This window comes from Faecalibacter bovis (assembly GCF_017948305.1).
GTDB lineage: Bacteria > Bacteroidota > Bacteroidia > Flavobacteriales > Weeksellaceae > Empedobacter > Empedobacter bovis.
Genome location: NZ_CP072842.1, coordinates 2,403,088 through 2,417,078 on the forward strand (window position 1 = coordinate 2,403,088; position 13,991 = coordinate 2,417,078).

At 29.0% G+C, this 13,991-nt stretch carries 13 protein-coding genes; 6 read left to right on the top strand and 7 right to left on the bottom strand.

Annotated features, from left to right (window positions below):
• The first annotated feature begins 76 nt into the window (after positions 1 to 76).
• The gene (locus J9309_RS11590) at positions 77 to 1,054 is read left to right on the top strand and encodes a bile acid:sodium symporter family protein (RefSeq protein ID WP_230476043.1); all 978 of its coding nucleotides are present in this window, start codon (positions 77 to 79) and stop codon (positions 1,052 to 1,054) included.
• Complete coding sequence (locus tag J9309_RS11595; protein ID WP_230476044.1) at positions 1,041 to 2,105, top strand: DUF3810 domain-containing protein; 1,065 nt, start codon at positions 1,041 to 1,043, stop codon at positions 2,103 to 2,105. The genes J9309_RS11590 and J9309_RS11595 overlap by 14 nt, the downstream gene beginning before the upstream one ends.
• A 37-nt stretch (positions 2,106 to 2,142) precedes the next feature.
• Here the strand turns inward: J9309_RS11595 and J9309_RS11600 are convergent, their stop codons facing one another.
• On the bottom strand, positions 2,143 to 3,117 hold the full coding sequence (locus J9309_RS11600; protein WP_230476045.1) for a hypothetical protein: 975 nt from the start codon (positions 3,115 to 3,117) through the stop codon (positions 2,143 to 2,145).
• Positions 3,118 to 3,271: 154 nt separating this feature from the next.
• On the opposite strand from J9309_RS11600, the gene J9309_RS11605 reads away from it, so the two are divergent.
• Positions 3,272 to 4,081 (top strand): WG repeat-containing protein, encoded by an 810-nt coding sequence (locus tag J9309_RS11605; protein WP_230476046.1) that lies wholly within the window; start codon positions 3,272 to 3,274, stop codon positions 4,079 to 4,081.
• A gap of 15 nt (positions 4,082 to 4,096) precedes the next feature.
• Here the strand turns inward: J9309_RS11605 and J9309_RS11610 are convergent, their stop codons facing one another.
• The 3 genes from J9309_RS11610 to prmC form a co-directional block, all read right to left on the bottom strand.
• Positions 4,097 to 4,663: a GNAT family N-acetyltransferase gene (locus tag J9309_RS11610; RefSeq protein ID WP_230476047.1), complete on the bottom strand. Its 567-nt coding sequence runs from the start codon at positions 4,661 to 4,663 to the stop codon at positions 4,097 to 4,099.
• A gap of 63 nt (positions 4,664 to 4,726) precedes the next feature.
• Positions 4,727 to 5,233 (bottom strand): hypothetical protein, encoded by a 507-nt coding sequence (locus tag J9309_RS11615; RefSeq protein ID WP_230476048.1) that lies wholly within the window; start codon positions 5,231 to 5,233, stop codon positions 4,727 to 4,729.
• 125 nt (positions 5,234 to 5,358) lie between these two features.
• The gene (gene prmC, locus J9309_RS11620) at positions 5,359 to 6,192 is read right to left on the bottom strand and encodes a peptide chain release factor N(5)-glutamine methyltransferase (protein ID WP_230476049.1); all 834 of its coding nucleotides are present in this window, start codon (positions 6,190 to 6,192) and stop codon (positions 5,359 to 5,361) included.
• A gap of 86 nt (positions 6,193 to 6,278) precedes the next feature.
• Between prmC and uvrA the strand changes: the two genes are divergently transcribed.
• The gene (uvrA, locus tag J9309_RS11625) at positions 6,279 to 9,080 is read left to right on the top strand and encodes an excinuclease ABC subunit UvrA (protein WP_230476050.1); all 2,802 of its coding nucleotides are present in this window, start codon (positions 6,279 to 6,281) and stop codon (positions 9,078 to 9,080) included.
• Positions 9,081 to 9,118: 38 nt separating this feature from the next.
• Here uvrA and J9309_RS11630 read toward each other — a convergent pair whose 3' ends face one another.
• The 3 genes from J9309_RS11630 to J9309_RS11640 form a co-directional block, all read right to left on the bottom strand.
• Positions 9,119 to 9,682, bottom strand: coding sequence for a TlpA family protein disulfide reductase (locus tag J9309_RS11630; RefSeq protein ID WP_230476051.1), 564 nt, complete (start codon positions 9,680 to 9,682; stop codon positions 9,119 to 9,121).
• 64 nt (positions 9,683 to 9,746) lie between these two features.
• Entirely contained in the window at positions 9,747 to 10,463 is a 717-nt protein-coding gene (locus J9309_RS11635) for a LuxR C-terminal-related transcriptional regulator (RefSeq protein ID WP_230476052.1), read from the bottom strand.
• Between the two features lie 130 nt (positions 10,464 to 10,593).
• On the bottom strand, positions 10,594 to 11,193 hold the full coding sequence (locus tag J9309_RS11640; RefSeq protein WP_230476053.1) for a thioredoxin family protein: 600 nt from the start codon (positions 11,191 to 11,193) through the stop codon (positions 10,594 to 10,596).
• A 109-nt stretch (positions 11,194 to 11,302) separates the two neighbouring features.
• On the opposite strand from J9309_RS11640, the gene recG reads away from it, so the two are divergent.
• A complete protein-coding gene (gene recG / locus J9309_RS11645; RefSeq protein ID WP_394369302.1) occupies positions 11,303 to 13,408 on the top strand; it encodes an ATP-dependent DNA helicase RecG in 2,106 nt (701 codons plus the stop codon).
• Positions 13,409 to 13,583: 175 nt separating this feature from the next.
• Positions 13,584 to 13,742 carry a hypothetical protein gene (locus tag J9309_RS11650; protein ID WP_230476055.1) on the top strand — a complete coding sequence of 53 codons (159 nt, stop codon included), beginning with the start codon at positions 13,584 to 13,586 and terminating at the stop codon, positions 13,740 to 13,742.
• The last annotated feature ends 249 nt before the right edge of the window (positions 13,743 to 13,991 follow it).

A 13,991-nucleotide genomic window follows, 5' to 3' on the forward strand; every position in this document is an offset into this window, starting at 1 on the left:
TGTATTTCAGATGGTAAAATTTATCTTATAATTTAACAGATTATATTATCTTGTGTTGCTAAAACTATATATAATAATGTCTCTTTATAAAAAACTTTTTCCTGATCCACTTATATTATTCTTGGGTATATCATTAGTATTGGCGTATATCTTTCCCCAATTAAGTTTTATAAATTATAAAGGTTTTGATATAAATATGGTTATAGATATTGGGGTTTTAATTGTATTCTTTTTTTACGGATTAAAATTAAAATGGAACGAAGTTTTTAAAGATTTACTAAACTGGAAATTACACGTTCGTATACAATTAATAACTTTTCTATTGTTTCCATTGTTAGGATTTATTTTTTATCCGATGGTTATGATAGATGAACAGTTTTATGTATTGTTCTTAGCTTTATTTTATTTATGTTGTCTACCAAGCACGGTTTCTTCATCAGTTGTGATGGTTTCTTTAGCTAAAGGAAATGTAACCTCAGCGATTTTTAATGCAAGTTTATCAGGATTATTAGGTATAATTTTCACACCATTATGGATTAGCTTGGTTTTTAAACAAGATGGTGATTTCGATTCCAGCTCAATATTTTTTAGTTTGATTTTGAATGTTGTTTTACCGGTTGTTTTGGGTGCGATACTTCAACCGTACTTAGGTAAGTTGTATGATAAATATAAAACCACCTTAGTTAATGTAGATAAACTAACTATCGTTTTAATCGTGTATACTAGTTTTAGTCATACTTTTCAAGAAAATATTTTCGGAAGTGTAGGTATTCTGAATTTATTAATAACAATTTTCGGAGTTGTAATTTTATTTTTCATCGTATTTTATTTAATACAATTTTTAAACAATCGTTTCTGGAAATATAATAAGCAAGATTTTATAGCCATTCAATTTTGTGGTACAAAAAAATCGTTAGTACACGGCTCGGTTATGGGAAGTGTAATTTTCGGTTCAGAAATTGGAATCTTCTTATTGCCAATCATGGTTTATCATACTTTTCAATTATTATTTATAAGTTATAAAGCGACACAATATGCAAATGAAATGGAGTAGTTGGGTTGTTATATTTTTTATTCAATTTATTGGTTGGAAATTATTGTTTAGAAATCAAAATTTTGTTGCGTTTTGGTATGAAAATATAACCCAGAATTATAATCAAATAATCTACAACTTAACAAGTAAAATTAACTTTCCAATTGGTGAAATAGTCTATACTCTTTTAATAATCGGCCTGGTATATTTGCTATTTGTAATTCTTAGAAAAAAATCTAAAACCGAAAAAATTTCGCTTCTTTTCAAAGTCTTTTCCATTGTATTATTTATCTATAATTCGCTTTGGGGAGTAGTCAATTATAAAGAAAATTTTAATATAAATAATGATAAACTTAAAGTTGAAGTAAATGATTTGAAATTATTGTATTACAATAATTTAGAAGAATTAAACATCCTTAGAGAAGAATTGAAAATTAACGAAAAAGGTACGATAGATTTTACTTATAATAATGATGTTTATTTGAAGGATGTTTCACAAAATCTAAAAAAATTAGAAAAAGAATCGTGGATAAATGAAATAATTTTACCGGAAAAATTAGTAGTTAAAGAGTCAATTTTTTCAACTTTATTAAGTTATTCAGGTGTATTAGGATATTATAATCCATTTACGATAGAGAGTAACATTAATAGTAATAATTCTGATTTAAAAACTCCTTTTACAATAAGCCATGAATTAGCACATCAGTTAGGTTTCGCAACTGAAAATGAAGCAAATTTTATAGCTTATTATTTGGGTGTAAATTCATCTAATCCTGAGATAAAATATGCAGCACATTTTAAAACTACATTTTCATTATTAAATGCAATTTATAGACATGATTCTATCTTCGTAAAAAACGAATTGGATAACCTTCCGAAAGGAATCAAATTAGATCGTGAAGCGGAAAAAGAATATTATAAAAAGTATGATGGAAAATTGAATGATTGGTTTTCCAATATCAATGATCAATTTTTAAAAGCGAATAACCAAGAGGGAATAGTTTCTTATTCTAAATATATCGAATTGGTAGTTTACTATAATTCTATGCAAAACAAAAAGGCTAATCAGTAACGATTAGCTTTTTTTTTTATATTATATCAATAATTTTTTATAATGTATACTTTTCTGCAAATCGAATCGCAGATTTTACTTTATAATCACCATTTTCATCAGCTTCTGTTAAAACTAAAATTGGATAGTATTCACCAGATGGAATTGGTTTTGTGATATTTGTTTTAATAACAGGATTTCTTAATTCTGATCCTTTAGAAATTGGTTTAATATCTACATTTAATAATTCATAACCTTCAACCGTTGCATACTCAGCTGCAGGAGTTTCAGAGAAATAAACTAATAATTTTAAATTATTTGTATCCTTTTGTGTTCTATTTTGGATGCTGTTATTAGTACCATCAATATTCACAGTTAATGTTGCAAAATCAACGTCTAATTTCCATTCACCAGCTAAAACTTTTTGATTTGGAACGTAAGCTAAACTAATAGAACTTTTTACAGTTGAGTAAATGTTAGATAAAGTATTGTCAGCTTTTTCACCATTTAATAAATAGTTTGTACTAGTTTCATCAACTAATCTAAATTGCTCATCAACGAATCTAAATGTATTGTTTAAAACATTATAGTTTTTAATCTCTTTCGTTTTTAAATCTCTTAAAACTAAAACTGTATTATAAGAACCTGGTGTTAAATGTTCCATTTCTTTTTGGCTGAATTGAATACGAACATTATTAAAACTAGTTCTATTTCCTTCAATTTTACCTAGTACAGTTTCTTTATTTAATTTGTTTGGTAATTCTTTAATAGAATATTTACTTTGAGTTGGTACAAAATACACTTCAATTCCTAAGTCATTTGATAATGTATTTGTATTATTCATGATCTGAGAACCATTTATAATATATGAATTATTCATATCGTCACTCTTGATAGCCCAAGAACCACGAAATTCATATTGTTGACTACTATAACTAGCAGGTAAATCATTTATCACAACCGTGTGTTGTGAAAATGCATAATTTCCAGATATAATTGCTGCTGTTATTAAGATTTTTTTAAAGCTATTCATAGGTACTCTTTTAAGTATTGTTTTACAAAATTAAGATAAATTTTAGATTCTTTCTTACATTTAGTTGTGAAAATAATAAAAAATCATTAATTAAACTTTATTTGGTGGTCAAGATTTGAAAGTTTCTATAATTTTGCAGCTATAATTATAGTAAATGAAAATTATACCAAAAGATGTAGATCAATTTGATAGCTTAATTCATGGTGATGAAACTACATTTGATCAATTAACTACATTCGATCGAAATGGATTGGCTCCAGTTTCCAAAGACAATATTTTCGGATTGATAAATTCTTCCGGAGATGTAATTATTCCATTCGAATACGATTCAATTGTTATGTCGACAGTTAATGCTTATAGCGTTTCTAAGAATGGTAAATGGGGCTTCATTACGAAATCGAATCAAATTTTAATACCGATTGAATATGATTTGACATCAGATTTTATCGAGAATGTTTGTGCAGTTAAAAAAGACGGTAAATGGGGTTTTATTGATTTATTAAATTCTATTATTATTCCGTTTGATTATGAGGGTTGTACAGATTTTAGATGTGGAATAGCAGGTGTTGTAAAAAATGATAAATGGGGTGTGATTAATAAGAAAAATGAATTAATTCTTGATTATCAATATGAATATTTAACACCAGTGGATGAAAATTTCTTAACTTTTGGGAAAGCATCCGATTTTAAAGTAGATCGTCCGGATATATTAGCTTATTTCCCATATTTTCTGAATCCAGATAATTATTTAATGAAATTTGGTTTAATTACTATTGATAATAAAGTTATTCTTGATGCAATTTCGGAATTACCAATATTAGAAAGTTTTGATGGAAAACCAGTTATTAGGCAAAATTACCAATTAGGTTATTTAAAAGATAAGCAAGAATTTATTCCGTTTGAACAGTTTAAAATTGATCCTTATGAGGAAAAAATTTTAAAACAAATAGGAGTAATGATATAAATAAAAAGGAAGTTTTTAGCTTCCTTTTTTTAATTGCATATGAAAATGATTTTCGCTCATTAATTGTTTTTCTCCAACTACTTTAAAACCTAAAGATTCATATAATTTTTTAGCTCTTAGATTATTAAAATCAACTAATAATCCAAGTGTTTTACCTTGTTTAATGGCAAATTCGTCAATAATGAATTGAAAAATTTCAGAACCAATTCCTTTTCCTCTATATTCTGGAAAAATAGCTACATTATCAATATATATTTCACCAGATTCTGTTTCGTCTTGAGGGTTTATATTTCTATTATATTGCGATGCTAATAAATCTAACACAGGTTTTCTCAATATTTCCAATAAAGCGCCATCATATAAAATACATGTTCCTGCTATTTTATCATCAATTTCATAAATCCATGTATTTTCATAGCTGTATTGGTTATTTTCAATTTTAATCAATTCTGTTAAAAATTCAATTGCTTTCTCAGAATTTTTCTCACCAATAAAATCAAAAACGATTTCTTGCATAGAAAACATTAAAAGTTGTGCAACTATCGATGCATCATTTGGTGTGGCTTTTCTAAAGTTTTTCATATTTATATAAAAATAAAATGCCTTGATAAAAATCAAGGCACTTAGTTATTGTATCAAAAATTATTATTTAATTTTTGCTTTTTCTAATGTATTGTTAATACCTTGTTTTGCATCTTCAGCAGCTTTGTTTACACTTTCTTTTGTGTCTTGTGCAGCTTTATTGATGTCTTCTTTTGCTTCAGCTGTAGCATTTTTTACATCAGCTTTAACGTCTTGTGCTTTTGCATCTACAGCATCAGCAGCATTGTTAACACCTTCTTTTACATCTTGTGCAGCAGCTCCAACAGCATTTTTAGCAGATTCCCAAGCTACATTTGCATCATCTAAAGCTTTTCTAGCAGCTTCTTCAGCAGCTTTATCTCCTTTAGCAATAGCAGCATCTAAATCAGCTTGTGCTTTATCAACAGCAGCTTTCGCTTCAGCTTCAGAAACAACTCCAACTTCAGTTGTTGTCTCAACAACAGCTACAGTATCTGCATTAGCATCAGTTATAACAGTTTTATCTGTTTCAGTTTTACAAGCTACAAAAGCTAATCCTCCAACAGCAGCTAATACGAACATTTTTTTCATAATTGTAATTTTAAGTTTATTTTAATGGTTTTTGATATATACAATAATTAAGCCGATTAATTCTTACTTAATTAAATATCATATTAAAATTAATAAAATTATTATTATAAAACTATAATTTTTAGTTAATTATAAACTTCAATGATACGATCATTGCCTGATATATCTTGGTGTAGAATTACATTTTTGTAAAATTGTTGAAACATTTCTTTTGTTTCTTTTCCAAGGTATTGATTGATCTCACAAAAAATTTTTCCACCTGTATTTAAATGTGATAATCCGAATTCTGCAACACGACGATAAAAAAGTAAAGGATCTTCATTTGTGACAAATAAGGCTAAATGAGGTTCATAATTCAATACGTTTTTATGCATATCAGCTTTCTCTAATTCGCGGATATATGGTGGATTGGATACGATAATATCAAACTTTTGATTCAAATCAAATTCCAAAAGTAAATCTTGCTGAATAAAATTAACCGGAGCATTTAATTCTTCAGAATTTTGTTTTGCAACAGCTAAAGCTTCATTGGAAATATCGATTGCTGAAACATTTGCTCGTGGGAAAATCTTTTTAATCGTGATAGGAATACAGCCTGATCCTGTTCCTAAATCAATTACATTTAGCTCTAATTCTTTATTATATTGCTCACTGATTAAATAAATAAGTTCTTCCGTTTCTGGGCGTGGAATTAATGTATATTCATTAACTCTAAAGAAATAATCATAAAAAAATGCTCTTCCTACGATTTGTTGTATTGGTTTTCCTTCTTTTAATTGATTTAAATCAGAATCAAAACCTTTAATTTCAAAATCTAACTTATCATCATTAAATAAGTAGCTATCAATAATATTTAATCGAATTTCTATATAATATCTAAAAATCGCCTGAATTTCAGTTGAATCATACAAATTTTGTAATTCTTCAATGAAACGATTGTGAATGTCTTGAATTGTCATATTCTGCAAAGATAAGTCGAATCGAGTGAAAGATTAAAACTCTTAAACTTTTTGAAACAAATTGAATTGATTAAATTTGCGATTCGATGAAAAAAGATATCAGCAAATTAGATCCGAAGGAATATATTTTGATTAAAGGAGCAAAGCTTCATAATCTAAAAAATATTGATGTTGCAATTCCTAAAAATAAGTTAGTCGTGATTACCGGAATGTCAGGTTCAGGAAAATCAACATTGGCTTTCGATACTTTGTATGCAGAAGGTCAGCGACGTTATGTAGAAAGTTTGTCTTCTTATGCACGACAGTTTTTGGGGAAATTAGACAAACCTCAGGTTGATTTTATCCATGGAATTGCACCTGCTATTGCGATTCAACAAAAGGTAAATTCTACCAATCCACGTTCAACTGTTGGAACTTCAACTGAGATTTATGATTATCTTAAATTATTGTACGCTCGTATCGGTAAAACCTATTCGCCAATTTCGGGGGAATTAGTTAAAAAAGATTCGGTTACGGATGTTATTGATTTTATGAAATCTTATCCAGCTGAATCTAAATTTATCTTATCGATTGATTTAATAATTCCAGAGGATAGATCTTTTGTAGAACATCTAAATATTCTACAACAACAAGGTTTTACTCGATTAGCTGTAGATGATAATCAAGTAAAAATTGAAGATTTAATTTCTTTTAATTTCGAACCGCAACCCGAAAATAAAGTTGCATTAATTATCGATCGTATTTCTATTCCTGAAGATGCAGAAGAATCATTTTTTCATCGTTTAGCGGATTCTTTAGAAACTGCATTTTTTGAAGGAAAAGGAGATATTAAACTTCAGATTTTAGAAGATAAAGTGACAAAATCATTTTCGAATAAATTCGAAATGGATGGAATCATTTTCAACGAACCAAATACTCATTTTTTCAGTTTCAATAATCCTTACGGAGCTTGTCCAACTTGTGAAGGTTATGGAAAAGTTATCGGAATTGACGAAGATCTAATCATACCGAATAAAGCTATTTCTATTTATGAAGATGCTGTTGTAGCTTGGAAAGGAGATAAAATGAGCGAATGGAAATCATTTTTTATGAAAGCTGCTATAAAAGTAGATTTTCCAATTCATAAACCTTATTTCGAATTATCTGACGAACAAAAAGATTATTTGTGGCGTGGAGATGAGAAATGGGAAGGTTTAGATGGTTTCTTTTCTATGGTAGAACAAAACACATATAAAATTCAATATCGTGTAATGTTGTCTCGTTACAGAGGAAAAACAACATGTCCTACTTGTAAAGGTCGTCGTTTAAGACCAGAAACTACTTATGTTAAAATTAATGGTAAAGCAATTTCAGAATTAGTTGATTTGCCATTAAATGAGTTAAATGATTTCTTCCAATCAATTGAATTTTCAGCGTTTGATCGTCAAGTAGCGAGTCGAATAATTTATGAAATCAGTTCTCGTTTACAATTTTTATTAGATGTAGGTTTAGAATATCTTTCATTAAATCGTGCTTCTAATACTTTGTCAGGTGGTGAATCACAACGTATTAATTTAGCAACATCTTTAGGAAGTAGTTTAGTTGGTTCGATGTATATTTTAGATGAACCTTCTATTGGTTTACATTCAAAAGATACAGAGCGTTTTGTTTCAATTTTGCATCGTTTGCGTGATTTAGGAAATACTGTAATTGTAGTGGAACATGATGAAGATATCATGAAAGCTGCTGATTATATTATTGATATTGGGCCTGAAGCTGGAACAAATGGAGGAGAAGTTGTTTTTGAAGGAACTTACGAAGAACTTTTAAAAGCTGATACTTTAACTGCGAAATATTTGAATGGAGATTTAGCAATCGAAATTCCGAAACATCGTATCAAACCACAGAATTACTTAAAAGTTTTAGGAGCGAGAGAAAATAACCTTAAAAATATTGATGTCAAATTTCCACTGAATATGCTTACAGTTATTACTGGAGTTTCTGGATCTGGAAAATCAACATTAATGAAAGAAATCTTAACGCCTGCATTAGAACGTAATTTTGAGATTTTTGGAAATAAAATCGGGGAACACGATGGTTTAGTTGGCGATTTAAATCAATTAAATGGTATTGAGTTAATTGATCAAAATCCAATTGGTAAATCTTCTCGATCTAATCCAGTTACTTACGTTAAAGCATACGATGATATACGTAATTTATTTGCAACTCAAAAAGCGAGTAAATTAAACGGCTTCCAAGCAAAATATTTTTCGTTTAACGTAGATGGTGGTCGTTGTGATACATGTAAAGGAGAAGGAACAATTACGATTGAGATGCAGTTTATGGCTGATGTTGATTTAGTTTGTGAAGAATGTAACGGAAAACGTTTTAAAAAATCAGTTTTAGAAGTTAAGTTTAATGATCTTTCAATTTCTGATGTTTTAAATTTAACAATAGATGAAGCAATAGATTTCTTTGGAAAATTCGAGCAAAAGAAAATTGTAGATAAGTTAAAACCTTTACAAGATGTTGGTTTAGGCTATGTAAAACTTGGTCAATCCTCAAATACTTTATCTGGAGGAGAGGCGCAGCGTGTAAAACTTGCGTATTTCTTAACAAAAGGAGAAGCAGCAGATAAAACATTATTTATTTTTGATGAACCATCCACAGGACTGCATTTTCATGATATTCAAAAATTGATAAAAGCTTTACGTGCATTGATTGATTTAGGTCATTCAGTTTTTGTGATTGAACATAATATGGATATTATAAAAGTAGCAGATTGGATTTTAGATTTAGGTCCAGAAGGTGGTAAAAATGGTGGTTACTTAGTTGCTGATGGAACACCAGAAGATGTTGCTAAAATAGAAGCTTCGTTTACCGGCCAATTTTTAAAAGAAAAATTATAAATAAAATAAAAGCCACTCATTTGAGTGGCTTTTTTATATTATTCTGCGATTAATTTATCCAATAATTGGTTGATTTCAGCATCGTTCCAATCCCTTGTTTTAGTTTCTTTTAAAACAATTTCTCCCTTTTTATTTAAGATATAAGTCGTTGGAAAAACGTGTGGTAACATATTGATAGAAATCGGACTTGTTGGTTCGTAAACAGGCATTGTATAACCGTTTTTTTGTAAAAATGCATTGAATGTTTTTGGTTTATCTTGAATGGTAACCAAAACAAATTTTACTTTTTGTCCTTTTGCTTCATATAACTTCTGGATACTTGGCATTTCTTCTACACAAGGAGGGCACCAACTTCCCCAAAAATTAATAAACACAACATCTCCAGAGTTTTTAAAATCTAATAAATTGCTATTAGTTGCTCCATTATGTCCAGCTAAATCAATATCAAAATCACTGTCACTTAAATTTTCATCTCTCGAAGCTACTAAGTGTTCATCTCCTTCCATCATATTCTTGATTGCAGTTCCAATCGGAGTAAACATTATAGCGATTAAACCCACGACTACAGCTACAGCCAAAAGAATTTGTTTATTTGATTTCATGTTAAATCCTTTAATTCTTAATTCTGTTTACAAAGATGATGACAAAAAAAATATTGCACAAATTTTATAAAATGATTTCCTCCTTTACTAATGTCATAAAGTTGCGGGAATTTGTTTTTGATAGTATGTTTTTTCGATGGGTATCTACTGTATGTTTGCTTAGGTGTAATTTGGTAGAAATTTCATGACTTGTAAATCCTTCTCTCACTAAATCGTAAATCTGATTTTCTCTTTTAGTTAAATTATATTTATTTTCAATTTGAACAAACTTATTGGTTTGTCTGTCAAAAATTTTAAAATCGTCACTTGATCTTTCTTCATTATAATTGATCAGTTCATGAAAAACCAATGCGCGTGTCATATTCCCATTTTCATTCACGTCCAAAGCATGGTAACTTTGTTTCACGCGGATATATTGACCAGACAAAATTCTAGTTCTATAAGTATATGTTACAACAAATCTAAACTGTTCCCTTTCTGATAACGACAGGTTAAAATTAATTGCTTTCCTTTCGCATTCCATCACATAATTGTAATCATCAGCATGCAAAAACTCTATTATTTCAAGAAATGTATAATCTTCTTTATCGTACCCTAAAATTTCTTTAAAACTTTCACTAGTATAAAGTATTTCATTCGTTAAACAGTTAAATATAAAATAATAACTAGGATTTATCTTTGGTTTTTTAGTTGGTACGGTATCAATATTATTAGGATGTTTAAACCAAAAATCCCATTCAGCTTTAGTTTTATGGTTTATCATATTTTGGATAATTAACATTAAATTAATTATTTAAAATCAATTAATTAAAACAATTTGTATATAAATTTTCAATTAATTTCAAATTATTATTTATAAGTATTTAAAAACATTTATAAATAAAAAAGAGAGGATAATTTCCTCTCTTTGTTTATGATAATGAAGTTGTATATTCTTCAATTAGTTCTAAAATTTCAGTAATAATATCCTGACCATGATTTTCTAAATAATATCGATCTAAATCTTCCTCAAAATCAGCTCTCGAATATTTGTCTGGATCTCTTTTGAAACGTTCTGTAAAAATCATTGCTTTAGCAGGGCGTGGACCAAAACGGAATGCTTCGTCACCATCTGGCGTTACACCAATAATAATAGGAATTGAATGTGATCCATTTGTGTTGTATTCCTCCATTAATTCAATGTTCTCATCACGAAAAACAAATTTACATTCCACACCAATAGTTTCAGCCAAACGATCTACAACTGGAACAATTTGTGAAGCATCTTCGCACCAACCTTCAGAAATTATAAGGAATTTTATGTCGGCATTATATGATTTTGCCTTTTTTTCCATCCCTGGATTATATCTAAAATTCTTTCTGATTTCTCTACTTTGCTTTAAATTGATAGCATAATAAGGTACTAATTCTTTCGGATCATCCAATTCTATTTGTTCTTCTAATTGATCTTCAATCTTTTCAAGATAATCTTCAAAACTATATCCATTCTTTATGTAGTCTAATAAAGTCATTGTTCTTATTTTTTGCAAATATAGTTTAAATTAATGGTTATGATTTGAATATAGCGAGACATTTCTTGTCGCTAAAAATCACTAAATTCGCAAGATAAAGCAGTAAATGATGTATCGTAATCCACTAAAAAAAACAATTGAATATTTAAAAGGTTGTGGTCCTGAACGTGCAAAATCTCTTCAGTCTGAATTAGGAATATTTAGATATGAAGATTTATTGAATCATTTTCCATTTCGTTATGTAGATCGATCAAAGTATTATTCTATAAATGAAATTAGATCTACAGCTGCTGAAATTCAATTGAAAGGTCAAATTGTTTCAATTCAAGATATTAATCAAGGCAAAGTTAAACGTACAGTTGCTAAATTTCAGGATGGAACTGGCACGTTGGAATTAACTTGGTTTAAAATCACAAAATGGCAACGAGAAAAACTTCAGAATGACGTTTATAAAGAAGTAGTTGTTTATGGAAAATTGAACGAATTTAATGGCAATTACAGTATAGTTCATCCAGAAATTGAAACTATTGAAGATGCTAAACAAGCTCCTCAAGGTTTATTTCCTGTTTATTCAAGTACAGAAAAACTTCAAAAGAAAGGAATTTCGAACAGAATAATTCAGAAAATGGTAACTGCTATTTTTGATGAGCACATCAAAATTGAAGAAAATCTTCCACAAAATTTAATTCAACATTTTAAACTGATGTCAAGGGAACAAGCGTATAAAACAATACATTTTCCTTTGAATTTAGATGATTTAAAACAAGCTGAAAATCGTTTGAAATTTGAAGAATTATTTTTTCTGAACATGAGTATGCTTTCTCAAAAAATCCAAAATAAAGCTAAAAATAGATCAAATTCATTTCCTGTAATTGGAGATTATTTTAATACATTTTACAACCATCATTTACCTTTTGAACTAACTGGTGCTCAGAAACGAGTTATAAAAGAAATCCGAATGGATTTAAAACAACCTGCGCAAATGAACCGTTTGTTACAAGGAGATGTTGGTTCTGGTAAAACCATGGTTGCGTTATTAAGTATGTTAATTGCTTTGGATAATGGATATCAAGCAGCTTTAATTGCTCCAACTGAAATTTTAGCTCAGCAGCATTATAACAGTATTGTAGAAATGTTGGGAGATATGAATGTTGAGGTTGCACTTTTAACGGGATCGGTAACAAAAAAGAAAAGAGAACCAATTCTTGAAAATTTGTTGTCAGGAAAATTACAAATCATTATAGGTACACACGCTTTATTAGAAGATACGGTACAATTTCAAAATTTAGGTTTATCAATCATTGATGAACAACACCGTTTTGGAGTTGCACAACGAGCTAAATTTTGGAGAAAAGCTAAACTTCCTCCACATATTTTAGTGATGACAGCAACGCCAATTCCTCGTACGTTGTCTATGACGATGTATGGTGATTTAGATGTTTCTATTATTGATGAACTTCCGCAAGGTCGTAAACCAATTCAAACACTTTATAAAACTGACGCTCATCGTTTACAATTGTTCGATTTTATGAAAAAAGAAATCGAAAAAGGACGTCAGGTTTATGTGGTTTATCCGCTGATTGAAGAATCTGAAAAATTAGATTTAAAGGATTTGATGGACGGTTTTGATTCTATTACACGCCATTTCCCGTTGCCAAAATATGCTGTCGGAATAGTTCATGGAAAACAAAAAGCGAAAGATAAGGTGTTTGAAATGCAACGATTTAAGCGTGGTGAAACACAAATTTTAGTTGCTACTACTGTGATTGAAGTGGGTGTAAATGTGCCCAATGCTTCAGTTATGATTATTGAAAATTCTGAGCGTTTTGGTCTTTCTCAACTGCATCAGTTGCGTGGTAGAGTAGGTCGTGGAGCCGAACAATCATACTGTATTTTGATGGTTGGTGGTAAATTAAATCCAACGAGCAAACGTAGAATTGAGGCAATGTGTGAAACGAATGATGGATTTCAGTTGGCTGAAATCGATCTAGAATTACGTGGTCCTGGAGATATGATGGGCACTCAACAAAGTGGTGTTTTAGATTTTAAAATTGCAGACATTACGAAAGATAAAAAAATACTACAAGCGGCGAGGACTTGCGTTGAACATATCTTAAAAATTGATCCAAATTTAAATCTTCCAGAACATCAAAATACTCGTAACTTTTTTGTAGACAATTTTAAAGATAAAGTTGGTTGGAGTAAAATTTCGTAGTTTAATGTTGTTAATTATTTGCGTTTAAATATTTTTGGCATGATTAATGTTTTATAAATTAGTGTGTTAGAGAGCGTTATTAATAAAGGTTTTCTTAGATTTAACTCTAATTTAATATTGAATTTTAACACATATAACAATTTTTAACATAATTTTAATTTTAAATCTTTTTAAAATGAAGTATTATAACACTAATCATGTGAGGTCTTTACAAGGCGTAGATGTAGAAGGTAATTCTTTATGGTTATTTAACCATCATCAAAATTTAATGGTTTTGTTAGAAAATCAAACCATTACATCGAAACCAAATCTTTCATTCCAACGAGCACGTTAATATTTATTTTATGAAAGATCAAGTTTAAATAGCTTACAAGTCGATTTTGTAAGCTATTTTTTTTTTGATTTAACTTTGAAAAGTCTTTATTGGCGCAGGATAGATAAAACTTATTTATTTATCAAAAAATACAATATTTACAATTTACCGCTCTAATATCTTTAAATTCAAACGTTATAAGATTTAATTATAATTCATAGATTTTATAGATTTGATTTATAATACAACCATCATTAGTTTTGCTCTGTA

Coding starts and splice junctions, on each gene's coding strand:
- J9309_RS11600 (WP_230476045.1), bottom strand. CDS start 3,117: ATGAATAGCTTTAAAAAAATCTTAATAACAGCAGCAATTATATCTGGA.
- J9309_RS11595 (WP_230476044.1), top strand. CDS start 1,041: ATGAAATGGAGTAGTTGGGTTGTTATATTTTTTATTCAATTTATTGGT.
- J9309_RS11590 (WP_230476043.1), top strand. CDS start 77: ATGTCTCTTTATAAAAAACTTTTTCCTGATCCACTTATATTATTCTTG.
- J9309_RS11635 (WP_230476052.1), bottom strand. CDS start 10,463: ATGTTAATTATCCAAAATATGATAAACCATAAAACTAAAGCTGAATGG.
- recG (WP_394369302.1), top strand. CDS start 11,303: ATGTATCGTAATCCACTAAAAAAAACAATTGAATATTTAAAAGGTTGT.
- J9309_RS11605 (WP_230476046.1), top strand. CDS start 3,272: ATGAAAATTATACCAAAAGATGTAGATCAATTTGATAGCTTAATTCAT.
- J9309_RS11640 (WP_230476053.1), bottom strand. CDS start 11,193: ATGACTTTATTAGACTACATAAAGAATGGATATAGTTTTGAAGATTAT.
- J9309_RS11650 (WP_230476055.1), top strand. CDS start 13,584: ATGAAGTATTATAACACTAATCATGTGAGGTCTTTACAAGGCGTAGAT.
- J9309_RS11610 (WP_230476047.1), bottom strand. CDS start 4,663: ATGAAAAACTTTAGAAAAGCCACACCAAATGATGCATCGATAGTTGCA.
- uvrA (WP_230476050.1), top strand. CDS start 6,279: ATGAAAAAAGATATCAGCAAATTAGATCCGAAGGAATATATTTTGATT.
- prmC (WP_230476049.1), bottom strand. CDS start 6,192: ATGACAATTCAAGACATTCACAATCGTTTCATTGAAGAATTACAAAAT.
- J9309_RS11630 (WP_230476051.1), bottom strand. CDS start 9,682: ATGAAATCAAATAAACAAATTCTTTTGGCTGTAGCTGTAGTCGTGGGT.
- J9309_RS11615 (WP_230476048.1), bottom strand. CDS start 5,233: ATGAAAAAAATGTTCGTATTAGCTGCTGTTGGAGGATTAGCTTTTGTA.